This is a genomic window from Duganella dendranthematis (genome assembly GCF_012849375.1).
In the GTDB taxonomy this organism is placed as follows: Bacteria; Pseudomonadota; Gammaproteobacteria; order Burkholderiales; family Burkholderiaceae_D; genus Rugamonas; species Rugamonas dendranthematis.
Genome location: NZ_CP051684.1, coordinates 1,381,383 through 1,405,377, shown reverse-complemented (window position 1 = coordinate 1,405,377; position 23,995 = coordinate 1,381,383). Strand labels below are relative to the sequence as shown.

24 protein-coding genes are annotated in these 23,995 nt (G+C 63.4%); 10 read left to right on the top strand and 14 right to left on the bottom strand.

The window, feature by feature from the left end:
* Positions 1 to 16 precede the first annotated feature (16 nt).
* Genes HH213_RS06535 through waaA form a run of 3 tightly spaced genes read left to right on the top strand, consistent with a single transcriptional unit; the run spans position 17 to position 3,696 of the window.
* Positions 17 to 1,399 carry a phosphomannomutase/phosphoglucomutase gene (locus tag HH213_RS06535; protein WP_110845147.1) on the top strand — a complete coding sequence of 461 codons (1,383 nt, stop codon included), beginning with the start codon at positions 17 to 19 and terminating at the stop codon, positions 1,397 to 1,399.
* A 7-nt stretch (positions 1,400 to 1,406) separates the two neighbouring features.
* Complete coding sequence (gene waaC / locus HH213_RS06530) at positions 1,407 to 2,399, top strand: lipopolysaccharide heptosyltransferase I (RefSeq protein WP_169111572.1); 993 nt, start codon at positions 1,407 to 1,409, stop codon at positions 2,397 to 2,399.
* Between the two features lie 4 nt (positions 2,400 to 2,403).
* Positions 2,404 to 3,696 carry a lipid IV(A) 3-deoxy-D-manno-octulosonic acid transferase gene (gene waaA, locus HH213_RS06525; protein WP_169111570.1) on the top strand — a complete coding sequence of 431 codons (1,293 nt, stop codon included), beginning with the start codon at positions 2,404 to 2,406 and terminating at the stop codon, positions 3,694 to 3,696.
* Between the two features lie 11 nt (positions 3,697 to 3,707).
* Here the strand turns inward: waaA and HH213_RS06520 are convergent, their stop codons facing one another.
* The 9 genes from HH213_RS06520 to HH213_RS06480 all read right to left on the bottom strand — a co-directional run bounded on the left by HH213_RS06520 (position 3,708) and on the right by HH213_RS06480 (position 13,249).
* Positions 3,708 to 3,893 carry a hypothetical protein gene (locus HH213_RS06520; protein WP_169111568.1) on the bottom strand — a complete coding sequence of 62 codons (186 nt, stop codon included), beginning with the start codon at positions 3,891 to 3,893 and terminating at the stop codon, positions 3,708 to 3,710.
* Between the two features lie 80 nt (positions 3,894 to 3,973).
* Positions 3,974 to 5,350 (bottom strand): M28 family peptidase, encoded by a 1,377-nt coding sequence (locus HH213_RS06515; RefSeq protein ID WP_169111566.1) that lies wholly within the window; start codon positions 5,348 to 5,350, stop codon positions 3,974 to 3,976.
* Positions 5,351 to 5,367: 17 nt separating this feature from the next.
* Positions 5,368 to 6,324 carry a M48 family metallopeptidase gene (locus HH213_RS06510; RefSeq protein ID WP_371875707.1) on the bottom strand — a complete coding sequence of 319 codons (957 nt, stop codon included), beginning with the start codon at positions 6,322 to 6,324 and terminating at the stop codon, positions 5,368 to 5,370.
* 5 nt (positions 6,325 to 6,329) lie between these two features.
* On the bottom strand, positions 6,330 to 7,022 hold the full coding sequence (locus HH213_RS06505) for a lysophospholipid acyltransferase family protein (RefSeq protein WP_371867980.1): 693 nt from the start codon (positions 7,020 to 7,022) through the stop codon (positions 6,330 to 6,332).
* Between the two features lie 66 nt (positions 7,023 to 7,088).
* Positions 7,089 to 7,655, bottom strand: a complete 567-nt coding sequence (gene gmhB, locus HH213_RS06500) for a D-glycero-beta-D-manno-heptose 1,7-bisphosphate 7-phosphatase (protein ID WP_110845656.1) — start codon at positions 7,653 to 7,655, stop codon at positions 7,089 to 7,091.
* Between the two features lie 15 nt (positions 7,656 to 7,670).
* On the bottom strand, positions 7,671 to 9,779 hold the full coding sequence (gene glyS, locus HH213_RS06495; protein ID WP_169111564.1) for a glycine--tRNA ligase subunit beta: 2,109 nt from the start codon (positions 9,777 to 9,779) through the stop codon (positions 7,671 to 7,673).
* A gap of 14 nt (positions 9,780 to 9,793) precedes the next feature.
* The gene (gene glyQ, locus HH213_RS06490) at positions 9,794 to 10,714 is read right to left on the bottom strand and encodes a glycine--tRNA ligase subunit alpha (RefSeq protein WP_110845140.1); all 921 of its coding nucleotides are present in this window, start codon (positions 10,712 to 10,714) and stop codon (positions 9,794 to 9,796) included.
* Between the two features lie 79 nt (positions 10,715 to 10,793).
* Complete coding sequence (gene lnt / locus HH213_RS06485; protein ID WP_169111562.1) at positions 10,794 to 12,365, bottom strand: apolipoprotein N-acyltransferase; 1,572 nt, start codon at positions 12,363 to 12,365, stop codon at positions 10,794 to 10,796.
* Positions 12,365 to 13,249, bottom strand: coding sequence for a CorC family transporter (locus HH213_RS06480; RefSeq protein ID WP_110845138.1), 885 nt, complete (start codon positions 13,247 to 13,249; stop codon positions 12,365 to 12,367). Before HH213_RS06480 ends, lnt begins: the two co-directional genes overlap by 1 nt.
* A gap of 182 nt (positions 13,250 to 13,431) precedes the next feature.
* Here HH213_RS06480 and HH213_RS06475 point away from each other — a divergent pair, with 182 nt between their 5' ends.
* The gene (locus HH213_RS06475; protein WP_169111560.1) at positions 13,432 to 15,192 is read left to right on the top strand and encodes a DUF4132 domain-containing protein; all 1,761 of its coding nucleotides are present in this window, start codon (positions 13,432 to 13,434) and stop codon (positions 15,190 to 15,192) included.
* Here HH213_RS06475 and ybeY read toward each other — a convergent pair.
* Together ybeY and HH213_RS06465 are read right to left on the bottom strand one after the other, a co-directional pair.
* On the bottom strand, positions 15,183 to 15,647 hold the full coding sequence (gene ybeY, locus HH213_RS06470) for an rRNA maturation RNase YbeY (protein ID WP_169111558.1): 465 nt from the start codon (positions 15,645 to 15,647) through the stop codon (positions 15,183 to 15,185). The genes HH213_RS06475 and ybeY overlap by 10 nt on opposite strands.
* Positions 15,631 to 16,737, bottom strand: a complete 1,107-nt coding sequence (locus HH213_RS06465; RefSeq protein ID WP_169111556.1) for a PhoH family protein — start codon at positions 16,735 to 16,737, stop codon at positions 15,631 to 15,633. The genes ybeY and HH213_RS06465 overlap by 17 nt, the downstream gene beginning before the upstream one ends.
* 106 nt (positions 16,738 to 16,843) lie before the next feature.
* Here HH213_RS06465 and HH213_RS06460 point away from each other — a divergent pair, with 106 nt between their 5' ends.
* Positions 16,844 to 17,167 carry a hypothetical protein gene (locus HH213_RS06460; protein ID WP_169111554.1) on the top strand — a complete coding sequence of 108 codons (324 nt, stop codon included), beginning with the start codon at positions 16,844 to 16,846 and terminating at the stop codon, positions 17,165 to 17,167.
* A 255-nt stretch (positions 17,168 to 17,422) separates the two neighbouring features.
* On the top strand, positions 17,423 to 17,761 hold the full coding sequence (locus HH213_RS06455; protein WP_110845132.1) for a hypothetical protein: 339 nt from the start codon (positions 17,423 to 17,425) through the stop codon (positions 17,759 to 17,761).
* Positions 17,762 to 17,829: 68 nt separating this feature from the next.
* On the opposite strand, the gene HH213_RS06450 is transcribed toward HH213_RS06455, so the two are convergent.
* Complete coding sequence (locus tag HH213_RS06450) at positions 17,830 to 18,675, bottom strand: HDOD domain-containing protein (protein ID WP_110845131.1); 846 nt, start codon at positions 18,673 to 18,675, stop codon at positions 17,830 to 17,832.
* Positions 18,668 to 19,015, bottom strand: coding sequence for a hypothetical protein (locus tag HH213_RS06445; protein ID WP_169111552.1), 348 nt, complete (start codon positions 19,013 to 19,015; stop codon positions 18,668 to 18,670). Before HH213_RS06445 ends, HH213_RS06450 begins: the two co-directional genes overlap by 8 nt.
* Before the next feature lie 121 nt (positions 19,016 to 19,136).
* Between HH213_RS06445 and HH213_RS06440 the strand changes: the two genes are divergently transcribed.
* On the top strand, positions 19,137 to 20,717 hold the full coding sequence (locus tag HH213_RS06440; RefSeq protein WP_169111550.1) for a sensor histidine kinase: 1,581 nt from the start codon (positions 19,137 to 19,139) through the stop codon (positions 20,715 to 20,717).
* A 63-nt stretch (positions 20,718 to 20,780) separates the two neighbouring features.
* On the opposite strand, the gene HH213_RS30075 is transcribed toward HH213_RS06440, so the two are convergent.
* Complete coding sequence (locus tag HH213_RS30075) at positions 20,781 to 20,987, bottom strand: PEP-CTERM sorting domain-containing protein (RefSeq protein WP_229263331.1); 207 nt, start codon at positions 20,985 to 20,987, stop codon at positions 20,781 to 20,783.
* Positions 20,988 to 21,414: 427 nt separating this feature from the next.
* Here HH213_RS30075 and HH213_RS06430 point away from each other — a divergent pair, with 427 nt between their 5' ends.
* From HH213_RS06430 to HH213_RS06420, 3 genes are all read left to right on the top strand, one after another.
* On the top strand, positions 21,415 to 22,239 hold the full coding sequence (locus HH213_RS06430; RefSeq protein WP_229263330.1) for a ChaN family lipoprotein: 825 nt from the start codon (positions 21,415 to 21,417) through the stop codon (positions 22,237 to 22,239).
* On the top strand, positions 22,236 to 22,556 hold the full coding sequence (locus HH213_RS06425; RefSeq protein ID WP_110845126.1) for a thioredoxin family protein: 321 nt from the start codon (positions 22,236 to 22,238) through the stop codon (positions 22,554 to 22,556). The genes HH213_RS06430 and HH213_RS06425 overlap by 4 nt, the downstream gene beginning before the upstream one ends.
* Before the next feature lie 68 nt (positions 22,557 to 22,624).
* Positions 22,625 to 23,899: an MFS transporter gene (locus tag HH213_RS06420; RefSeq protein ID WP_169111546.1), complete on the top strand. Its 1,275-nt coding sequence runs from the start codon at positions 22,625 to 22,627 to the stop codon at positions 23,897 to 23,899.
* Positions 23,900 to 23,995 lie beyond the last annotated feature (96 nt).

The window sequence follows — 23,995 nt, the reverse complement described above, 5'->3', positions numbered from 1 at the left end:
ACGCACACTTCCAATTATGGTCACCTTATCCAAAACTATCTTCAAAGCTTACGATATCCGCGGCATCATCGATAAAACCCTGGACGCCGGCGTGGCGCACCAGATCGGCGCCGCCTTCGGCCGCGCCGCGCTGGCCAAGGGTGAGAAGAAAGTCGTGATCGGCCGTGACGGCCGGCTATCCGGTCCATCGCTGGCCAAGGCGCTGGCCGAAGGCCTGCAATCGTCCGGCGTCGATGTGATCGACCTGGGCGTGGTGGCCACGCCGATGGTGTACTTCGGCACCAATGTACTGGGTGCGGCGTCGGGCATCATGGTCACCGGCAGCCACAATCCGCCGGACTACAACGGTTTCAAGATGGTGCTGGCCGGCGAAGCCATCCACGGCGAGTCGATCACCGGCCTGTTCGACAGCATCGAGGCGCATGACGGTTCGTCGGCGGCCACGCCGGGCGCCTACAGCACCCACGATATCCGCGCCGAGTACCTGCAGCGCATCATCGGCGACGTGAAAATTTCCCGTCCGATCAAGATCGCAGTGGATTGCGGTAACGGCGTGGCTGGCGCATTCGCCGGCGACCTGTATCGCGGCATGGGCTGCGAAGTGGTCGAGCTGTTCTGCGAAGTGGACGGCAATTTCCCCAACCACCACCCGGATCCGGCCCATCCGGAAAACCTGCAAGACCTGATCCGCGCGCTGCAAGAGACTGATGCTGAAATCGGCCTGGCCTTCGACGGCGACGGCGACCGCCTGGGCCTGGTGACCAAGGATGGCCAGATCATTTATCCGGACCGCCAGATGATGTTGTTCGCCGCCGATGTGCTGTCGCGCAATCCGGGCGCCGAGATCCTGTACGACGTCAAGTGCACCCGCCACCTGGCGCCGTACATCGAGAAATCCGGCGGCAAGCCGCTGATGTACAAGACCGGCCACTCGCTGGTCAAGGCCAAGCTGAAGGAAACCGGTTCGCCGCTGGGCGGCGAGATGAGCGGCCACATTTTCTTCAAGGACCGCTGGTACGGTTTCGACGACGGCCTGTACGCCGGCGCCCGCATGCTGGAAATCCTGACCAAGGAACAAGACCCGTCGGCGCTGCTGAACGCGCTGCCGCAGTCGGACAGCACGCCTGAACTGCACCTGCACCTGAAGGAAGGCGAGAACTTCATCGTCATGGACAAGCTGCGCGCCAACGCCGAGTTCCCGGGCAATGAGCGCATCATCACCATCGACGGCCTGCGCGTGGAATACCCGGACGGTTTCGGCCTGGCGCGTTCCTCGAACACCACGCCGGTGATCGTGATGCGCTTCGAGGCGGAAACGCCGGCCGCGCTGGAACGCATCCAGGGCCAGTTCAAGAGCGTGATCCTGGCTGCCAAGCCGGACGCGGAGCTGCCTTTCTAAGTTTGTGATGTCGACGCAAAAGCCGCTGAATATCCTGTTGGTGCGGGTGTCGTCGCTGGGCGACGTGCTGCATAACATGCCCATGGTGGCCGACATCGCCCGCCACTACCCGGACGCGAATATCGACTGGGTGGTGGAGGAGGGCTTTGTCAGCCTGGTGCGGCTGAACGCCCGCGTGCGCAATGTGATTCCGTTCGCGTTGCGGCGCTGGCGCAAGAGCCTCGGCAAGCCGGAGACGCGCGCCGAGATCAAGCACTTCTTCCGCACGCTGCGCCAGCAGGAATACGATTTCGTGTTCGATACCCAGGGCTTGCTGAAGACCGGCATCATCATGGGCGCCGCGCGCGTGGTCAAGGGCGGCCGCAAGGTCGGCCTGGCCAATGGCAGCGAGGGCTCGGGGTATGAGGGCATCTCGCGCATTTTTCATCATCTGAGCATTCCCACCGATCCGCGTACCCATGCGGTGGCGCGCGGGCGCATCGTCGCCGGTGCGGCGCTCGGCTATCCGGTCGATACGCCGGCCGATTTCGGCTTGCCGGCGGTGCCGGACGACACGCCGCGTCCGGAGTGGATGCCGGCATCGTATGCCGTATTCTTCCACGGCACGGCGCGCGACGCCAAGAAGTGGTCGACTGAAAACTGGATCGCGCTGGGCCGCGAGCTGTCGCCGTTGCCGGTGCTGCTGCCGTGGGGTTCGCCGAAGGAACTGGCGGAGGCCGAGCGCATCGCCGCCGGCCTGCCGAATGCGCGCGTGCTGCCCAAGCTGTCGATGGCCGATGCGATCATGGTGGCGCGCCGCGCGTCGCTGGTGATCGGCGTTGATACGGGGCTGGTGCACATTGCCGCAGCCTTCGTGCGGCCGACGGTGGAAATTTATGCGGATTCGCCGCGCTGGAAGACTGAGGGTAACTGGTCGCCGCGCATTATCAATTTGGGCGATCAGGGTACGCCGCCAGCGGTGGCGGACGTACTGGCTGCAGCCCGGAGTTTGCTGGGCTGATTGTATGCGTTTGTTTTATTCCCTGATGTGGTGGCTGGCCTTGCCGCTGGTGCTCACGCGCCTGTGGCTCCGCGGACGCAAGGAGCCGGGCTATCGCCAGCACTGGGGCGAGCGGCTGGGCTTTTACGGTCGCGCGACCGAGTCTTCGGCGGCGCCTGTGCTATGGGTCCACGCCGTCTCGGTCGGCGAAACGCGCGCCGCCGAACCGCTGGTGGACGCCTTGCTGGCCGAGTACCCGCACAGCCGCATCATCCTCACCCACATGACGCCGACCGGCCGCGCTACCGGCAAGTCGCTGTTCGCCAAGCACGGCGAGCGGCTGGTGCAATCCTATCTGCCGTATGACACGGCAAGCATGGTGTCGCGCTTCATCCGCCACTTCAAGCCCAGCGTTTGCATCTTGATGGAGACCGAAGTCTGGCCGAACCTGATTGCCGTCTGCGGCGCCAAGGACGTGCCGGTGGTGCTGGCCAACGCCCGCTTGTCGGAACGCTCGCTGCGCAAGGCCACGCGCTTCGGCTCCCTCCTGACCACTGCCGCGCGCGGCATTACGCTGGTGGCCGCGCAAACCGAAGCCGACGCGCAGCGCGTGCGGTCGCTGGGCGTGCAGCGGGTGGAAGTCACCGGCAGCATCAAGTTTGACGTGGTGGTGCCGGATGCGGCGCTGGCCATCGGCGCCGCGCTGCGCGCCGCCATCGGCGCACGTCCGGTGCTGTTGTGCGCCTCCACGCGCGAAGGCGAAGAGGAACTGATTCTGCAAGCGTATGTAAGCGCCCGCTCCGCCTTGCCGGCAGATGTGCTGCTACTGATCGTGCCACGCCACCCGCAGCGCTTCGACGAGGTGCAACAACTGATCGCCGCGCGCGGCCTGGTGGTAGAGCGCCGCAGCAAGCTGGCGCTGGATGGCGGCGCCATGGCGCACAGCGTCGACGTGCTGCTGGGCGACTCGATGGGCGAAATGTTTGCTTACTACGCGGCGTGCGACGTCGCGTTTGTCGGCGGCAGCCTGCTGCCGCTGGGCGGCCAGAACCTGATCGAACCGGCAGCCTTGGGCAAGCCGGTGCTGATCGGTCAGCACACCTTCAACTTCGAACTGGTAACGGAAGACGCCCTGGCCGCCGGCGGCGCCCAACGCGTCACGGATGCCAGCGACCTGCTCACCACCGCTGGTCGCCTGCTGGGCGACACGGCGGCCCGCAGCACCATGGGCGACAATGCCCTGGCCTTTGCCAACCAGCACCGCGGCGCTACCCGCCGTACACTGGCCCTGCTGCCGGCGCTGATCCGTCGCGCTTAGCCACCGGTGCCTCAGCCGCCACCGATGCCTTCCACGATCACACCGGTGCCGCCGCAATTGACGCAGGTTTGCGGCGCGCCTTCCGCTTCCACCTTGCCGCTGCCGTGACAGACCGGGCATACATCCTCACCGGTGCCCGGCGTACCCGCCGGGGCGTCGTCGCCGGGATTCATTGCTGGATCGGATTCGTTGTTCATGGCGGCCTCGCAAAGAAGTTCAGGCGCCCATTCTGGCACGCCTGACTCCGGAACGATCATTCGTTACGCCGTGACATCTTTTAACGCTGCGGCAGCGGATAGGTGGCGACGCTGACGTTGCCGTCCTTGTCCACCGCCTGCACGCCGAACAGGAAGTTATCCTTGGAGCGTGGCACCACATACTGCGTGGTATTGCCGACGTAGAGCGCGCCTTGCCACTGCGGCGCGGTGGTTTCGCGCCAGACGATGCGGTAGCCGGCCAGGTCCGGTTCCTTGTTGGCCTGCCACACCAGTTCCGTATTGTTATCCAGCTTGGCGGTACGTACCTTGACCTGCTGCGGTGCGGCCGGCGCCAGCGCCAGCGACGACAGCGAGGCCGCATTCACGCGCGCCACCTGGGCGATGTAGTTGAAGTCGTCGTATTCCGGAAGGTCGCCGATTTTCTTGCCGCCTTCTTCACGCAGATCCTGGTGCTGGTGGTTGAAGTCTTCGTTCGGCTCGGTGAAGCGCACCGCTGCGTAGCCGCGATCGAGGAACGGGCTGTGGTCGCCACCGCGCAGGTAGCGGTCGCGCCGGTAAATCACGTTGACGCTGAACTTGTCGACATAGCGTTCGCCGGTTTCCTTGATATGGCGCGCCAGCTGGCGAGTGATGGAGTCGTTCTCGCCGCCGGTGGCCACCAGCGCGCGGTTGGCGTCCGACATCTCCCTGACGGCCGGAACGCCTTCGGCGAACAGGCGCACTTGCGTATTGTCGACATGGCCGTCGTCGGCGCGCGAGCTGCCGATGATGTCGTTGTTCAGCATGCCGGCGATGTTCCAGTTCTTCTGCTTGGCCAACTCGGCCCAGTTGGCCGCGCCCAGCAGGCCTTGTTCTTCCGCCGCCACGGTCATGAAGACTAGCGTGGCGTCGAACTTGTGGCGCGCCATGACGCACGCCATTTCGATCACGGCGGCGGTGCCGGAGGCGTCGTCGTTGGCGCCCGGCGCATCGCTGGTGGCGTTCATGACGTCGGTCACGCGCGAATCGTAGTGGCCGCTGACCACGTACATGCGGTCCACCGATTCCGCCTGCGTGCCCGGCAGTGTGGCGACCACGTTGACGATCTCGGTCGGCTGGCTCAGACGCGCCATCACCGGATGCACATGACTGTCGTAGCTGACCTGCAGCCGGCCGCCGGCCGCCGCGCCGCAACGTTCCAGCTCACTTTTGATCCAGCGCCGCGCGGCGCCGATGCCGCGCGTGTCGGACACCGTGTCGGACATGGTGTGACGGGTGCCGAAGCTGACCAGCTTGCGCACATAGCCTTCGATGCGCTGCGGTGAAATCTCTTTGACGATCTGGTCGATCTCGGCCTGATGGGCGGTGACGTTGGGACCGGCATCGGCGGCGATGGCGCCGGTGGCAAAGCACAGCAGCAGCGCCGCCGGCAGGGTCTTGCGAGGAATGAATTGCATGAACTTCTTTCTGGATTTCAGGGGAACAGCACGGGCAGCTCTTGCGAGCGTTTGCGCAGCAGGTTTTTGGCGTCTTCGTATTCGGGATAAATCAGGCCGACGGTGTCCCAGAATTGCTGGCTGTGATTCATTTCCAGGATGTGCGACAGTTCGTGCGCCACTACGTAGTCGATCAGCGGCAGCGAGAAGTGGATCAGTTTCCAGTTCAGGCGGATCTTGCGGTCGGCGGTGCACGAGCCCCAGCGGGTGCCGGCCGAGGTCAGGCCGAACGAGTGGTATTGCACGCCCAGCCGGGCGGCGTACAAATCCAGGCGCTCTTCAAATAGCGCCTTGGCCTGCTGCTGATACCAGACCTTGACGCGTTCCTTCAGCTGGTTTTCGCTAGCGCCCGGCATCATGGTCATCCACAGCTCGCGGGTGTTGGGATTGTAGATGCTGCGATTGCGGCCGCCCACCAGCAGCCGCAGCGTGATGTCCTGGCCCAGATACGGAATCTGGGTGCCGTCGATCCATTCCACCGGCGGCTTTTGCAGCCGCGCCGCGCGGCGTTCGCGCCGCTCTTTCAGTTTGCTGAGGATCCAGTGCTGCTTGGTGCGGATCGCCTCGTCGATTTCGGCGATGGTGATGCGCTTGGGCGCGGTCACGCGCAGGCCGTCGTCGTCGATCATGAAGCCGATCGAGCGCCGCGTCGAGCGACGCAATTCGTATTCGAGGATGAAATCACCCACCATCAGTTGCCGGCGCGGCGGCAGGTCGGGCGGCGGCGCCACCAGCGGCCGGGTCTTGACCGGCACCGCGGTTTCCGGCGGGGCGACGTAGGGCGATACGGGAGGTGGCTTGGTCGATGTGGCGGGTGTCGGCGGAACCGACCATACCGGCGTGGTGTACACCGGCTTGGGAGGTGCGGAGGCCTCCCGTCCAAACAGGTCCGGCTGATTCGGATCGGGGGACGCCGGTTTGACCAGCGTCGCCAGATCGTCTAACCAGCGTTGTAGGCGTGGGGCGAAATGACGCGCATTTCTGATTCTATCCAAGTTTCCACCTGTTGCATCATGCTGTCCGGGGTTTGACCCTCCGGCGAGATTGGTTTGCCTATCGATACTGTAACAAGGCCGGGCCGTTTGATGAAAGAGTTTTTTGGCCAGCACTCACCCGAATTGTGGGCAATCGGCACAACCACGGCGTTGGTCTCGATCGCCAGCCGGGTGCCGCCGCTCTTGTACTTGCCGGTCTGGCCGACCGGAATCCGCGTCCCTTCCGGGAACATGATAATCCACAGGCCTTGCTCCAGCCGGCGCTTGCCGTGACGGACCACGTGCTTGAAGGCGTGCTTGCCCTGCTTGCGGTCGATCGGGATCATGCGCAGCAGCGCCATGGCCCAGCCGAAGAACGGAATGTACAGGATCTCCTTCTTGAACACGAACACCAGTGGACGCGGCATGTTCGGCAGCAGGAAGATGGTCTCCCACGCCGACTGGTGCTTGGACAGCACGATGGCCGGCGCGTCCGGGAAGTTTTCCTGGCCACGGATTTCGTAGCGGATGCCGCAGATGACCTTCAGGCACCAGATCATGAAGACATTCCAGCGCGACGTGATGAAGAAGCGCTGGCGGTACGGCAGCGGCGCCGCCAGGAAGCAGATGCAGGACCAGAAGATGGTCGACACCACCATGACGATGGTGAAGATCAGGGAACGCAGAAATAAAACGGGATGACCCAATGCAGACTCCAAAAACAATTAACTGACAACGTGCAGCGCCGGCGGCACGCTGGTCTTCAGCAGGTGCGTGACCATCGCGGCCAGATCCGGGAATACCACGGTGCCGGGCGGCAGACCGCCGGTGGACTGGGTCTTTTCGCCTTTGCCGGTTAGGACCAGGTACGGCACGCAGCCGCTGACGTAACCAGCCTGCAGGTCGCGCAGCGAATCGCCGACCACCGGCACGCCTTTCAGGCTGATTTTATAGCGCTGCGAGATTTCTGTGAACATGCCCGGCTTGGGCTTGCGGCAGTCGCAATTGTCGGCCGCGGCGTGGGGGCAGAAGAACACCGCGTCGATGTCGGCGCCGACTTGCTGCGCCAGGTTGTGCATCTTCTGGTGGATGGCGTTGAGGATGGTCATGTCGAAGAACTCGCGGGCGATGCCCGACTGGTTCGACGCCACCACCACCCGGTAGCCGGCCTGGTTCAACCTGGCGATCGCCTCCATCGAGCCGGGGATGGGAATCCACTCCGCCGGCGATTTGATGAAGTCCGGCGAATCGTGGTTGATAACGCCGTCGCGATCGAGAATGATCAGTTTCATGGACGGCGTACCCATTTACGCCGCCAGTTTCGAGATGTCGGCCACGCGGTTCATCATCCCGTGCAGGGACGACAGCAGCGCCAGGCGGTTGTTGCGCAGGGCGACATCTTCCGCCATCACCATCACGTCGTTGAAGAAGGCGTCCACTTCGTCCTTCAGCTGCGCCAGCGTTTTCAGCGTGCCGGCGAAGTCGCCGTTGTTGAAGGCCGCGTCAATTTCCGGCAGCACGCGCACCACGGCGGTGTTGAGGTTTTTCTCGGCGGTGTCCTGCAGCAGCGAGACGTTGACGCCTTGCTCGCCAACGGCGGCCAGGGCTTCTTCATTCTTCTTCAGGATGTTGGTGATGCGCTTGTTGGCGGCGGCCAGCGAGGCCGATTCCGGCAGGGCGGCGAACGCCTGCACGGCTTCCAGGCGCTGCACGATGTCGTCCAGGCGGTCCGGATTTTGCGCGACCACGGCTTCGATCTCGTTGACCGAGAAGCCGCGCTCGCGCAGGATGCCGCGCAGACGGTCGTACATGAAGGTCGCGACGTCGGCCGATGGGTCTTTGAAGCCGGGCACCGATTGGAACAGCTGCGCCGCTTGCGCCAGCAGGCTGCTGATCGACAGCGACAGGCGTTTTTCGATCAGCATGCGCAGCACGCCCAGTGCATGGCGGCGCAGCGCAAACGGATCCTTGTCGCCGGTTGGCGCCAGGCCGATGGCCCAGATGCCGACCAGGGTTTCCAGCTTGTCGGCCAGCGCCACGGCGGTGCCGGTGACAGTGGTCGGCAGGGCGTCGCCGGCGAAGCGCGGCTGATAGTGCTCGGACGCGGCCAGCGCCACGTCTTCCGGCTCGCCGTCGTTGCGGGCGTAATAGGTGCCCATGATGCCTTGCAGCTCAGGGAACTCGCCGACCATTTCGGTGACCAGATCGGCCTTCGACAGTTTGGCGGCGCGTTGCGCCAGCGTGGCGTCGCCGCCGATGGCGGTGGCGATGAAGCCGGCCAGCGCCGCAACGCGTTCGCCGCGCGCGCCTTGCGTGCCCAGTTTGTTGTGGTAGACGATTTTGTCCAGCAGCGGCAGGCGCGATTCCAGGGTTTTCTTCTTGTCTTGCTCGAAGAAGAACTTGGCGTCGGACAGGCGCGGACGCACCACGCGCTCGTTACCGTTGATGATGGCGTCAGGCGTGTCGGTGGCGATGTTGGAGACGATCAGGAAGCGCGAACGCAGCTTGCCGTTGGTGTCGGTCAGCGCGAAATACTTTTGATTGGTCTGCATGGTGAGGATCAGGCATTCCTGCGGCACGGCCAGGAACTCTTCCTCGAAGTTGCATTCGTAGACCACCGGCCATTCGACCAGCGCGGATACTTCGTCCAGCAGCGCTTCCGGCATCAGCACCAGGTCGGCGCCGGCCTTCGCCAGCAGCTCGGCGCGGATCTGTTCCTTGCGCTCTTCAACGGATGCCAGCACTTTGCCTTCGCTCTTCAGCGTGGCGGCGTAGGCGTCGGCTTCCGCGATGGTGACGGCGCGTTGGCCCGGTGCGGTCAAGAAGCGGTGGCCTTCGGTGACGTTGGCGGCGGTCAGGCCGAGCAGGGTCAGTGGCAGCACGGTCGAACCATGCAGCGCGATCAGCGCGTGCGCAGGACGCACGAACTGCACGGTGGCGCCGTCCGGACGCTGGTAGCTCATTACTTTAGGAATCGGCAGCTTGGCGACCGATTCTTCGAGCGCAGATTGCAGCCCGACCAGCAGATTGCTGCCGGCAGCCAGCGAGGTGTAGAAGAAGCTTTCGGCTTTGCCATCCTGAGCGCGCTCCATGTCGGCCACTGTGACGTGCGAAAGGTTCATGGCGGCCAGTTTTTTCAGCAGCGGCGCCGATGGAGACCCGGCGGCATCGAGTGCGACGCTCACAGGCAGGATTTTTTCGCGGATCATTTTATCCGGCGACACGGCGCGCACTTTGGTGATGGACACGGCCAGGCGGCGCGGCGTGGCGTAGGCGGTGGCGACGCTGTCAGCTTCCAGGAAGTCGCGCGATTTCAGGCCGTTGACGATGCCGTCCGCGAAAGCCTTGCCCAGTTTGGCGAGCGCCTTCGGCGGCAGTTCTTCGGTCAGCAGTTCGATGAGCAGAGTTTGAGTCATATCGTTTATATCGTTTATTCAGCGGCGGCAGGAGCGGCGGTCTTCGGGGCCATAGGGAAGCCCAGACGCTCACGCGAATCGTAGTAAGCCTGCGCCACGAGGCGCGACAAAGTGCGCACGCGGCCGATGTAGGCGGCGCGCTCGGTGACCGAGATGGCGCCACGCGCGTCCAGCAGGTTGAAGCTGTGCGAGGCCTTCATGATCTGCTCATAGGCTGGCAGCGTCAGTTGCGCTTCGATCAGGCGTTTGGCTTCCGACTCGTGGTTGTTAAACTGCGAGAACAGCAGCTCGGTGTTCGAGTGCTCGAAGTTGTAGGCCGATTGTTCCACTTCGTTCTGGTGGAAGACGTCGCCGTACTTCAGCGTCTTGGTCTCGCCGTTTTCTTCCCACGTGGTCCACACCAGGTCATACATATTCTCGACGCCTTGCAGATACATGGCCAGACGCTCGACGCCGTAGGTAATTTCACCCAGCACCGGTTTGCAATCCAGTCCGCCCACCTGCTGGAAGTAGGTAAACTGCGTCACCTCCATGCCGTTCAGCCAGACTTCCCAACCCAGGCCCCAGGCGCCCAGCGTCGGCGATTCCCAGTCGTCTTCGACGAAGCGGACATCGTTCTGCTTCAGGTCCAGGCCCAGCGCTTCCAGCGAACCCAGATACAGGTCCAGAATATTTTCCGGCGCCGGCTTCATCACCACCTGGTACTGGTAGTAGTGCTGACCGCGGTTCGGGTTCTCGCCATAGCGGCCGTCTTTCGGGCGGCGCGACGGCTGCACGTAGGCGGCGCGCCAAGGCTCAGGGCCGATCGCGCGCAGGAACGTACCGGTGTGGAAGGTGCCGGCGCCGACTTCCATGTCGTAGGGCTGGAGCAGGGCGCAGCCTTGCTTGTCCCAGTAGGTTTGCAAGGTCAGGATAATTTGTTGAAATGTCAGCATCTTGTATTGTCGGTGGCGCGCCCGGGCAGGGCCGGCGGGCGCGCGGTTGCAGTTTCGCTAAAGGGATGATTTTAGCGGGTTAAGCGGCTTTTGGCTGATTTTTTGCGCGGCGCGTCAAAAACCACGCTGCCGCCAGGGACAGCGCGGTCAGGGCCAGGAACAGCTTGTTCCCCCAGATGATATAGGGCGTGCTGCCCGCCATGCCCTGCACATTGGCGGCCAGCGTGCCGAAGCTGTTGGCCGGCAGCTGCTGTACCACTTTTCCTTCGCCGTTGATGATGGCGGTGGCCCCGGTATTGGTCGCCCGCAGCATGGGGCGGCCGGTTTCCAGCGTGCGCATCTGCGAGATCTGCAAATGCTGCGGAATGGCGATGGTGTCGCCAAACCAGGCCAGGTTGGAGATGTTGAGCAGCAGCGTGGCCGGTTTCTGGTCCTGCGCCGGATGGTTCAGCTGGTCGGCGATTTCCTCGCCAAACAAGTCTTCGTAGCAGATGTTGGGCAGCACGCGCTGGTCCTTGATCGGGAACGCCGGCTGGATGTCGCGGCCACTGGTCTGGTCGCCCAGCGGGATCGACATCAGGTTGACAAACCAGCGGAAGCCGAACGGGATGAACTCGCCATATGGCACCAGATGGTGCTTGTCGTAGCGATAGTAGCCATTACTCTGGCGCGGCGTGATGCCGATCGCGCTGTTGAAATAGGCGGTCTGGCTGTCGGCCAGCGGAATGCCGAGGATCAGGTTGCTGTTGGTCTTGTTGAGGAACTGGGCGATGCCCGGCAGGTAATCCGGCGGCAGCTGCTGCGGCAGCATGACGATGGCGGTCTCCGGCGTGGCGATCAGGTCGGCCGGCGCGGCGGTGATGGCGTCCTGGTACAGCTTGAGCGTCGACATCACCTTGGCGCCGTTGAATTTCTCGTCCTGCGGGATATTGCCTTGCAGCAGACGCACCGAGATCGGCTTGCCTTCCGGGTAAGTCCATTTCAGGAAACTGAGACCGACGCCGGCCACGCCGATGGCGACGATCAGGCCGGCGGCGCGAATACGCGTCCGGTGCAGCAGCAACAGCAGGGCGCCGGCCATGACGGCCGCCAGCCAGCCGAGGCCGTACATGCCGATGATCGGCGCAAAGCCGGCCAGCGGGCTGTGATTATGGGCGTAGCCGGACGACAGCCACGGGAAGCCGGTGAACAGCCAGCCGCGCAGCCATTCAAACAGCGCCCACACGGCCGGGAATACCAGCAGGTTGGCGACCGGCAGCGGCAGCGTCCAGCGCTGGCGCAGCCAGGCGGCGCTGGCCATGGCGGCGGCGCCGTAAATGCCCATGGCGGCGCCCAGCAGCAGCACGGCGGCGGCGGCCAGCGGCGCCGGCATGTCCCCATAGGTATGCATCGACACGTACAGCCAGTGGACGCCGGCGGCGGTCCAGCCGGTGACGAAGGCCCAGCCGATCAGCGCGGCAGCCTTGATGCTGGAGCTGCGCAAGACCTGGTAGAACAGCGTGGCCAGGCCGAGGATTTCGAGCGGCCACCAACCGAACGGCGCAAAGGCGAACACGCACAGTGCGCCGGCCAGACCGGTGATGATCATCCGGCCTCGGGTCGAGCGTTGCGGCTTAGGGGGATCGTTGGGATTGGCGCGGCGAAAGCGCATTATGCGTCGTCGTCGTGGCTTGGCGCCGGCGGCAGTTTTTCCACCGTCAGCACGTGGATCTGGCGGGCGTCGGCGCGCAGCACTTCAAAGCGCAGGCCTTCAAAGTCGAAGGTGTCGCCCTTGTGCGGCATGCGGCCCAGGTGCTTGGCGACCAGGCCGCCGATGGTGTCGACGTCGTCGTCCGGCAGCGCGGTGTCCAGCTCTTCGTTGAACTGTTCGATCTCGGTCAGCGCCTTGACGCGCCAGCGCGGGCCGTGCTGGCCTTCGCGGATCGACAGGATGTTGTCTTCTTCCTCGTCGAAATCGTACTCGTCCTCGATGTCGCCGACGATCTGCTCCAGCACGTCTTCGATGGTGATCAGGCCGGCGACGCCGCTGTACTCATCGACAACGATGGCCATGTGATTGTGGTTGGCGCGGAAGTCGCGCAGCAGCACGTTCAGGCGTTTCGATTCCGGGATGAAGATGGCCGGACGCAGCATGTCGCGCACGTCGAACGATTCTTCGGCGTAATAGCGCAGCAGGTCTTTGGCCAGCAGGATGCCGATCACCTTGTCGCGTTCGCCTTCGATGGCAGGGAAGCGCGAGTGGGCGGTGTCCAGCACCAGCGGCATCCATTCTTCGATCGGCTTGGAGATATCGATGACATCCATCTGCGAGCGCGGGATCATGATATCGCGGGCGGACAGATCCGACACCTGGAACACGCCTTCGATCATCGACAGGGCGTCGGCGTCGATCAGGTTGCGTTCGTGGGCGTCATGCAGAACTTCGAGCAGCTCCGATCGGTTCTCGGGCTCGGGGGAAATCAGTGCGGTCAGCCGTTCAAACAGCGACCTGTGGGGTTTAGCGTCAGTCTTGACGCTACTAGAGTGCTCTTGCATAGGAGGCGTGAGCCATTGTTTTGAAGGGGTATAGGATACACCAAAAGCGCCCGAAGGCCGATTTTGTCAGAAAAGCAGCATTTCTGGAGGCATGCTACATTGGCTTTATGCTACCAGAACCGCCTCATTTACACATCGTACCATTGGCAGATGCAGCGGCGTGCACCGCTGCTTTCCGGGCTGTGGAGAATGCCGATCAAGCGATCGAATGCCTGTCCTGGCTGCGCTGCGCGCCGCCGCCGGAAGTGGCAGCCGAACTGCGCCGCGTGCTGGGCGAGCCGGAGGCCTGGACCGAGCACATTCACCGCAGCCACGCGCTGGCGCGTTGGGCTGGCGCCGGCATCCAGGCGCGGCTGGCGGCGCTGGTGCGCGACCGTTACGCCAACGCCTCTTACCTGTTGCAGGAGCTGGAGCTGTTAAGCCAACTGAGCGATCAATCCGCGCTGGCGCTCGGCGGCTCGCGTTGGTCGATGATTTTCTGGGCCGGGCAGGAAGATGCGGATGCCGATCCGGCGCTGGTGCTGGCGGAAGATGCAGCGTATCTCGACTTCGCCCGTGACATCCTTGAGCAGGCGGGGCGGCGGCTGGATACGATCCACGCCGGCGCCGTGCCGTATGTGGCGGATGGCGCGTTTTCGGTCAACGATACGCCGGTGATTGCCCGCGCGCTGCGGGTAGCGGCCTTGCGCGACGAGCCATGGCTGGCGGAGTTGTTGCCGCGCCTGCTGACCTTATCCTGCGTGGCGCCGGGCGCGGCGAAGACGGCGCCGTCGCAGTCGCTGGCGATTGCGCTCGGCCATTCGATCGAGGGCGTGCCGACGCCGGAAGGCGTGCAGGCCCTGCGTGCGGCGCTGGCGGTGGTGCGGCATGCCGGCGTGCAGAAGAAGCTGGCGCGCAATCTCAAGCCGGCCGAGCGGACGTTGCTGGAGCGGCCGGCAGTGGCGTTGCGGCTCACCGGCATGCTGAAGGCCGGCAAGCGCGAACAGGGTATGGTGGCCGGCAGCCTGGAAGCCGGCTGGTGGCTGGGGACCACCCTGGACATGACGGCGTGGCGCGGCCTGCTGCAATCGGCTGCCGGCGGCCCGGTGGCGCGCACGCTGGTGTGGTGCGCGGCATGGGAAGGAGCGCGCGTCAGCTTTCTGGGCGACGACGAGCCTGATGGTCTGCCGGAGTTGGCGCGGCTGTCCGTGTGGCATCCGCTGCATGCCGACGAGGCGGAGCGCGCGGCATGGCAGGCGCTGGCTGCACAGCGCCGCTTGCGCCAGCCGCTGCGGCAGATTTATCGCGAGTTCTACCTGCCGCCCGAGGACTTTGCCGGCCATGTGCTGGCGGTGCGCCAACTGGTCGGCCTGGCGCGGCGCGAGGGCTGGAAGATCGATGCTTGCGCTGGCCTGGCGCGGCAATTCGGCGCAGTGCGCGTGGTACTCAAGCTCAGTGGCGACATCTATCCCGGCGCCGACGGTTATACGGAAACGCTGGGCCTGGCTTTCCACCTGCGCGACGGCAAGCACTGGCGCGAGCGCGTGCCGGAGCAGATCGATCCTGTGGTGTATTCGGAAGCCTGCCGCGCGGCTGACCTGCTGGTCAGCGTGGCCGGACTGGCGTTGCAGGTTGGGGATGAATTGCCGGATGTAGTGCGTGGACGCCATCTGGCGAACCTGGCGTCGCTGCAGCGCGGGCACATGGTGGCGATGCGCCGGCGTGCGCTGGAACTGGCGCTGGCGCCACTGATTGACGCCGGTAAGGTGATAGTGACGGAGCGGGAAGTGAATCTGGCTGATTACCGAATCAGCCTGGCGACCGGCCGCGTGACACGAGCCGGTGCGCCGGTGGAGATGGACATCAAGGCTGGCGGCAAGCTGGCCGCCGTGCCGTGGCTGCCGTATGACGAAGTGCTGCTGGAGCGCATCGCCGGCGCGGTCAGCGCGCTGCTTCAGGCGTAAGGATCGGCGTAACCAAGTTCCGCCAGGATCTCGGTTTCGATGCCTTCCATTTCGGTGGCTTCCTCGTCGTCCATGTGGTCGTAGCCTTGGGCGTGCAGCACGCCGTGGACGATCAGGTGGGCGGTGTGCTCTTCCACGGTTTTCTTTTGCTCGGCCGCTTCCTTTTCCAGCACGTCGGTGCAGAGGATGATGTCGGCCTGGGTCGGGGCGTCGTCCGGCAGTTCTTCCTCGCCTTCGTTGTAGGCGAAGGTCAGCACGTTGGTGGCGTAGTCCTTGCCGCGGTATTCGCGGTTCAGGGTCTGGCCTTCGGCGGCGTCGACAAAGCGGATGGTCAGCTCGGCCGGCGCGAACAGCGCGGCCATGATCCACTTGCGGATCATGGGGCGGGTGATGCTTTCCTGCAGGCGCGGGTCGGCGTATTGCACCGACAGCGTCAGTTTATTTTTTGCGGACATTTTTCAGGGCGGTAGCTTTGAGGAGCGGAGCGATTTCCGCCTCGTGGTTATGGGCGGTTTCGTAGGCGTCGACGATGCGCGCCACCAGCGGGTGACGCACCACGTCTTCGCTGTTGAAGTGACTGAAGGCGATGCCGCGCACTTCCTTCAGCACCTGGATGGCGTCCACCAGGCCGCTCTTCTGGCTCTTGTGCAGGTCGACCTGGGTGACGTCGCCGGTGATCACGGCCTTGCTGCCGAAGCCGATGCGGGTCAGGAACATTTTCATCTGCTCGACGGTGGTGTTCTGCGCTTCGTCCAGGATCACAAAGGCGTGGTTCAGCGTGCGGCCGCGCATGTAGGCCAGCGGGGCGATTTCAATCACCTGCTTCTCGAACATTTTCTGCGTGCGGTCGAAGCCCAGCAGGTCGTACAGCGCGTCGTACAGCGGACGCAGATACGGATCGACTTTTTGCGACAGGTCGCCCGGCAGGAAGCCGAGGCGTTCGCCGGCTTCCACCGCCGGACGGGTCAGGATGATGCGTTTGACGGCGTCACGCTCCAGCGCATCGACCGCGCAGGCCACCGCCAGATAGGTCTTGCCGGTGCCGGCCGGACCGACGCCGAAGCTGATGTCGTGTTCGAGGATGTTGCGCAGGTAGCGAATCTGGTGCGGCGTGCGCCCTCGCAGGTCGGTGCGGCGGGTCTTCAGCACCGGGCTGTTGATGTCGATGTCGATGGCCGGCACCACTTCGACCTTACGCGGCTTGGTGGCTGGCGCCTCGGCTGTTGCCGTGGCGGTCTCTGGCGCCAGCTCGGCGACGTTATTGGCGTGCATGCTGGCGCGCTGTTCGACCAGCGCCAGTTGCACTTCTTCGATCGGCACGATCTTGTTGGCGATGGCGTAGAAGTGTTCGAGGATCTCGACCGCGCGTTCGGCGTTGTGGCCGCTAACGATGAACTTTTCGCCGCGGCGGAAAATGGTGACGTCCAGCGCGGCGGAAATCTGGCGCAGGTTTTCGTCGAGCGGGCCGCACAAATGGGCCAGGCGCGCGTTATCCAGCGGCTCGGGGACGAAGTAGTGCGGCTGGACTGGAGTTTTGGTTTTCAATGGGTGCTTTGACGAGAGAAGGCCGTAGAAACGGCACAGCCGATAGTTTATCGTATTTGCCGCCAGCAGCACTTGATTTTGCTTGCCGTTGCGCTACAGTGGAGTCATGGCAATTAATGTTACTTCCACCTCCAACGCGAATCCGGTGCAGCTGAACCTGCGCGAGACCCGCGCCAACCGTGCCGAGCAGCGCAGCGAGCAGGCCGGCGAGACGCGTCGCACCGAACAGACCAACCGCGCCCAGAAGGACAACGCGGTGCTCAAGCAGCGCGTCAAGGAAAACACCGAAGCCACCCGCAGCGAATCCCGCAACAACGACCAAGCCGCCGCAGCCGACCGCCGCGCCGCCCAGCAGGCCGACAAAAAAGCCGACACCCAGCGCCGCGACAGCGAAAAAACGCTGGGCCGCAATATCGACACCACCGCCTGATTTTCTCTTCCCTTGCCGCTGTAAAGCTGAACTTGCTTTGTGTAACAGTTTCCTACAAGTTCTTGTGTGCGACAGTCTTCGTTCCCATGTGATGAAATAGCATTGTTGCTAAGGTTTCTAGCCACTGATTGATGTCCAACAATCTTAGCCCCGATGTGGGCTGGTATCTTGTGCAAATAGCAATTCCGTACTCTAAGTTTTGCTTAAGTTCAAACCAGCACTATCTGTTCACCCCAACTCACGAGGAATTTCATCATGGCACATCATGCACTCGCTTCCCAGGAAAGCTACAATCCTAACCACCTGCTGGATATCTTGCTCGGCAAGATGCAGCTGAAGAACGATGCCGCGCTGTCGCGTCTGCTGGAAGTCGCGCCACCGGTGATCAGCAAAATCCGCCACCACCGTCTGCCAGTCGGCGCCTCGCTGCTGATCCGCATGCATGAAGTGACCGGCATGAGCATCCGCGACCTGCGCGACCTGATGGGCGACCGCCGCACCAAGTACCGCCTGTCCGACGCCCAAGGCCGTCCGAAGCCAGAAGATCGTCCAGCAGCTGACAAGGCCTCGGCCGGAAACGCGGCCCATCACTGATGCGCCCCCAGCGCATGCGCCTGCCGGTGCGAGCTTGACCCGTCCCGGCAGGACACCACTTCAGGTTTTCAGGTTAGCAGCACCATAGAGATTTCTTCATACTGCAACTCCGTTTCACGGAAGATCTGCAGATATATTTCTTCATCGAGGCCCAGCGCAGTCCAGGCCACGGTGGATACGGGCGGCACCAGGTCGTCCTGTACCTGCGCCAGATCGAGCGCATGCACGATAGCGTCGGCCACATGAATGATGGCCGCCAAAAATCCCGCGCCCGGCGCTTCCGGGGCGTGATGGCCGCCGATGGCGAGGCGCATCGTATCCGAAAAATTCCAGTGTTCCGCCAGTGCCAGGCCGGCGTCGACATGATCGACGCCCAGCACGGTGCGTTCGGCGTCCAGCATATAGGCGTCATGCTGCTCGCGCCACGCGATGGCTTCCGAATACTGGTTCGGGAAGCACGACACCAGCACCAGCCGGCCGATATCGTGCAGCAGCCCGGCCGTGAAGGCGTAATCCTGGTTGAAACGCATCTGCCGCGCCAGCACCTTGGCGCAGGCGGCGGTGGCGATCGAGTGGCGCCAGAAGGCCTTGTGATCGAAGCCGGGGCAGTGGCCTTCGGCGAAGCAGCCGGTGACGGCGGCCGCCGTGATCAGGTTGCGCGTGGTCTGGAAACCCAGGTAGGTAATCGCCTGCTGGATGGTGGTGACCTTGACCTGCAAGCCATACAGCGACGAGTTGGCCAGGCGCAGCGTCTTGGCCGTCAGCGCCTGGTCGTAGCTGACCTTCTTGGCCAGCACGGAAATGTCGACGTCGTCCTGGTCGATGCTGTTGAGCAGCTCCATCACCACCGCCGGCAGCGAAGGCAGGTCGTCCAGCGTGCGCACCACGTCGTCGTAGCTTAATGTGTTACTCATGTTCCGGCGTCTCCTCTACACCCAGGCGGAAATCGGTGACGAAGCGGCGCAGCGTGGCAGTGGCCCAGTCGCTGCTGCTGTCCGGATCGGTCTTGCGGAACAGCTGGGCGATGCGCGCGTCGTGATGCTGCAGGGTGGCGGCCACCATTTCCGGCGTCACCTGATCCTTGACGATGGGCAGCACGGCGATGCCATGGCGCGGCATTAGCGCCAGCATGGCCTCGGTCAGCACCGTGCCCTGTGGCAGCAGCACATGGCCTTGCACATCCAGCAGAACGTCGGACAAGACCATGCCCGGCCGCACCTCCGCCAGTGTCAGTTGATGGTAATTGCCTGTCATGCCGCCTCCCCGGTTGCCGCTTGGACTATATTTCCCGATCTTACCATTGTCTTGCCAAGATGCAGCCCATACCGTACATTGGGACGTTGCCGTCAAATCCGTGTTGTCGGGAGATCGCTCGATGTTTGGTATTAAAGGCCGCTTGACGCTGCTTTTTGTGGTCATTGTTACCCTGGTGCTGGGCGTCTCCGGCACTTATGCCCAGTACAGTCTTGGTCATGAACTTGAGGTTAGCAGCCAGCGCCTGCGCCAAGGGGTGCTGACGCGCCTGCAAACCAGCCTGCCTTCCGCCCTGTGGGATCTCGATAAAGCCAAGGTCGACAACATCGTCGCGGCTGAGATGATGCCGCCGGAGCTGGTCTCTATCCGTGTCTATGATACGTCGGTTGGCCTGTTTTCCGGCAAACTGCGCAACGAGAACGGCAGCATTTCGTCGATTGAAAACGACGCTTCCGTGCCGGGCACGCCGGTGGTGGCGGATCTGGCGTATCGCGATTCCGGCGCGGCCGGGGCGGCGCTGAAGCCGGTGATCGTCGGCCGCGTGGTGGTCAATTTCAGCCGCGCGCAGATCGACGCCACGCTGGCCGCCGAGGTGCGCCGCAAGGTCACCGAGGTGCTGCTGCTGGACCTGATTCTGGTGGCGGCGCTGGCGTGGTCGCTGCGCATCGTGTTCGATCCGCTCAAGCAGCTGCGCGACGGCCTGTTCGACCTGGCCACGCGCGGCAGCGACGAGGTGGAAGAACTGCCGGACAATCGCCAGGATGAGCTGGGCGAGGTGATCCGCGGCTTCAACGCCATCCAGCGCAAGATCAAATCGAATATCCAGCGCATCCGCGAGGCGGAGGATGAGGCGCGCAAATCGGCGCAGGTCACCGCCAAGGCGATGGCCGATTTGCGCCGCACGCAGGAATCGCTGCTGCAGGCGGAGCGGCTGGCGTCGCTGGGCGGGCTGGTGGCGGGCGTCGCGCACGAGATCAATACGCCGGTCGGCATCGCGCTGACCAGCGCTTCAGTGCTGATGGAGGCTACCGAGAAGGTGCAGGCGTCGGTCGATGGCGGCAACATCAAGAAATCCGATATCACGCGTTATCTGGAGACGGCGGCGGAGAGTACGCGGCTGATCATGAACAATGCCTATCGGGCGGCGCACCTGATCCACAGCTTCAAGCAGATCGCGGTCGACCAGGTGAGCGAGGCGCGCCGGCGCTTCGAGTTGCGCGACTATATCAACGAGGTGGTATCCAGCTTGCAGCCCAAGTTGAAGAAGACGCGCATCACTGTCAGCATCGCCTGTCCGCCGGACATCATGCTAGACAGCTATCCCGGAGCGCTGGCGCAGGTCATCACCAATCTGACCTTGAACTGCGTCGATCACGCCTTCGGGCCGGACGATGAGGGCCGCATCACGATCGGCGTGGCGCAGCAGGGCGACTGGGTCGAGATGCAGGTGACCGATAACGGCAAGGGTATTCCGCCGGATATGCTGGACAAGGTATTCGACCCGTTTGTCACCACCAGGCGTGGTCAGGGCGGCACGGGGCTGGGGCTGAACATCGTGTTCAACCTGATGGCCAAGCAGTTTGGCGGCAGTGTCACCGTGTCGAGTGTGCTGGGGCAGGGCGCCAGCTTTGTGCTGCGCATGCCGTGCGTGACGCCGGTGGACGAGAGTGCACTGCACGCGGACGCCCGCCTGCATGCGTAAGCGCCCCCAAAACAAAAGGGTCTGACCCGGTAGGGGCAGACCCTGGCTTAACGGCTTATGGGTTCAGTCGGAGAACTTGTCGGTCGTCTGGCGGCGGCGCGAAGCCACGCCCAGCACTACCAGACCCAGCATCAACATCACGAAGGTCTGCGGCTCCGGCACCGGCGTCGCCGGCACTGCTTGCTGGCGCTGTTTCGGATCGTTAGGCGGCAGGGCGGTATGATCGGCGTCGTCCACCTTGTCAGTCGGCACGTCGGTGCGGCACGGCACAGTCTCGCCGGACTCGCAGTGGGCTAGGACGATTGTTGCAGGTGCAACATTGCTAGTGACCGGAGCGGCAGGCTGAGCCTGTACGGCGCCGGCGAGGCTTAAAGCTAGTAAAGCAGTCGAAATCAAGGACAGTACTTTCACGATGACACTCCTGGCGTTGCTGCATGAACAGGAAGTTAAGAGCAATCTAATGCACAAACTGTAAAATTTGAGAGGGCAGGTCTAACACTCGCTACCGTTCTGCTATTAAACCATGTCCAATAACAAATTGCCATCAGTTTTTCTTTTGATATAACGAATTTTTGCGCCGCAACAACACCCGCCGGCCGCTTGCCAGTGGCGCAGATGGATATCACTTTTTCAACAAACAATTTTGAAGCATACAGGCGTTCATCAGATGATTTCTACATATACAGGCAAAATTCGATTGACTTCGGCCTTGGCGGCGGCGGTGTTGATGGCTGGCTGCGCCAGCGGCGGCAAGCCGGCCAGCGCGCCGGCAGAGGGATTGCTGGAAGCTAATAATCCGCAAGTGCTGCTGCTTGGCGAGGTACATGACAATGCGCAGGGACACAAGCTGCGCTACGAGCTGCTGCGCCAGCGGGTGGAAGCCGGCTGGCGGCCGGCTATTGTCATGGAGCAGTTCGATCGCGAAAACCAGGATCTGGTCGACAAGGCGCAAAAAGGCTGCGCCGACGCGGCGTGCGTGATCCAGGTGGTGGGCGGTGCGCGCTGGGATTGGCAATTGTATTATCCTGTGATTCAGTTGGCACTGACGTATCACCTGCCGCTGGTGGCGGGCAATCTGTCGCGTGCCGATGCCTCGCGCGTGGTGCGGGATGGCGTGGCGTCCAGCTTCGATCCGAAAAGCGTCAAGGAGTACAAGCTGGAGCAGCCGCTGCCGCCGGCGGTGGCCAGCGCGCAGCAGCAGGAAATCGTCATCGGCCATTGCAATATGCTGCCGGAGATGATGATCGGCGGCATGGTCAACGCCCAGGTGGCGCGCGATATCTGGATGGCCAAGATCATCCGCGACCAGCAGCCGCGCGACGTGGTGCTCATCGCCGGCAACGGCCATGTGCGCAAGGACATCGGCGTGGGCTACTGGATCAACCAGGTGGCGCCGGCACTAAGCGTGCGCAGTGTCGGCTTTATCGAAGACCGCGAAAACGGCGGCCGTTATGACAGCATCCAGACACTGGCGCCGCAGCAACGCGACGACCCGTGCAAACAAGTGAAAAAGGGACGATGAAAACACGCTACATTCCCGAGGCGCCGCAGCGCGCCGAGATCGACGCCAGCAAGGGCCCGCTCTTGCTGGAGTTCGGCGCCAACTGGTGCGGCCACTGCATGGCGGCGCAGCCGCCGCTGGAGCAGGCGTTTGCCGGCGGCGAGAGTGTGACGCATTACAAGGTCGAAGACGGTCCCGGCCGGCCGCTGGGGCGCTCGTTCCGCGTCAAGCTGTGGCCCACCTTCATCTTCCTGCTGGACGGCGAGGAAAAGGCGCGCGTGGTGCGGCCGCTACGGGCCGAAGATCTGTCCGTGGGATTTGCGCAAATCGACCCATAGCCAAGCTTGGCAATCCTGCAATGTGGTGTGTATGATGGCCCGCACACCACACTGCAGGAGCGTCACGTATGAGTCAGCCTCACCAGGGAGCGCCGAAGACCAATTCGCCAGCCACCGTGCTGTTTGCCAGCCTGATCGGCACCACGATTGAGTTCTTCGATTTCTACATCTACGCCACTGCCGCGGTGCTGGTGTTCCCCAAGCTATTCTTCCCCGCCAGCGACCCTGCCGCCGCCACGCTGCAATCGCTGGCCACCTTCGCGATCGCCTTCTTTGCGCGTCCGGTCGGCTCGGCCGTGTTCGGCCACTTCGGCGACCGCATCGGCCGCAAGGCCACGCTGGTGGCGGCGCTGCTGACGATGGGCGTTTCGACCGTGGTGATCGGCCTGCTGCCGACCTACGCTACCATCGGCACGCTGGCGCCGGCACTGCTGGCGCTGTGCCGCTTCGGCCAGGGCCTCGGCCTGGGCGGCGAGTGGGGCGGGGCGGTGCTGCTGGCCACCGAGAACGCACCGCCGGGCAAGCGCGCCTGGTACGGCATGTTCCCGCAGCTGGGCGCGCCGATCGGCTTCTTCCTGTCGGGCGGCATCTTCCTGCTGCTGAGCCAGGTGCTGAGCGACGCCGAATTCTTCAGCTACGGCTGGCGCATTCCTTTCCTGGCCAGTTCGCTGCTGGTGATCGTCGGCCTGTACATCCGTCTGAAAATTCATGAAACGCCGGACTTCCAGAAGGTGCTGGACAAGAACGAGCGGGTCAAGGTGCCGGTGCTGACGGTGTGGCGCGACCATCGCCGCGTGCTGGTGCTGGGCACGCTGATCGCGCTGTGCACCTTCGTGCTGTTCTACCTGATGACGGTGTTTGCGCTCAGCTGGGGCACCAGCGCGCTGAAATTTACGCGCCAGAACTTCCTGATCCTGCAACTGTTCGCGGTGCTGTTCTTCGCGCTGACGATCCCGCTGTCCGCCGTCTGGGCCGACCGCAAGGGCCGCCGCGCGACGCTGATCTGGGTGTCGGCAGCGATCGCCATCTTCGGCCTCGTGCTGGGGCCGATGTTCGGTTCGGGCGACCCGACCGAGGTCACCATTTTCCTGTCACTGGGCCTGGGTCTGATGGGGCTGACCTACGGTCCGCTGGGCACCATGCTGTCGGAATTGTTCCCGGCCGAGGTGCGCTATACCGGCGCGTCACTGACCTTCAACCTGGCCGGCATCCTGGGCGCCTCGCTGGCGCCGTACGCGGCGACGTGGCTGGCGACCCACTATGGCTTGCAGTACGTTGGCTACTATTTGTCGGTGGCTGCGGTCATCAGTCTGCTGGCATTGCTCATGGTAAAAACTCGCTAAGTCATCGTACAACATTTACGGGCAAGCGCATCTTTCCGCTTGCCTCGGGTTCTAAGTAGTTGTACGATGACATACGACTAAGGATGATCTCGTGGA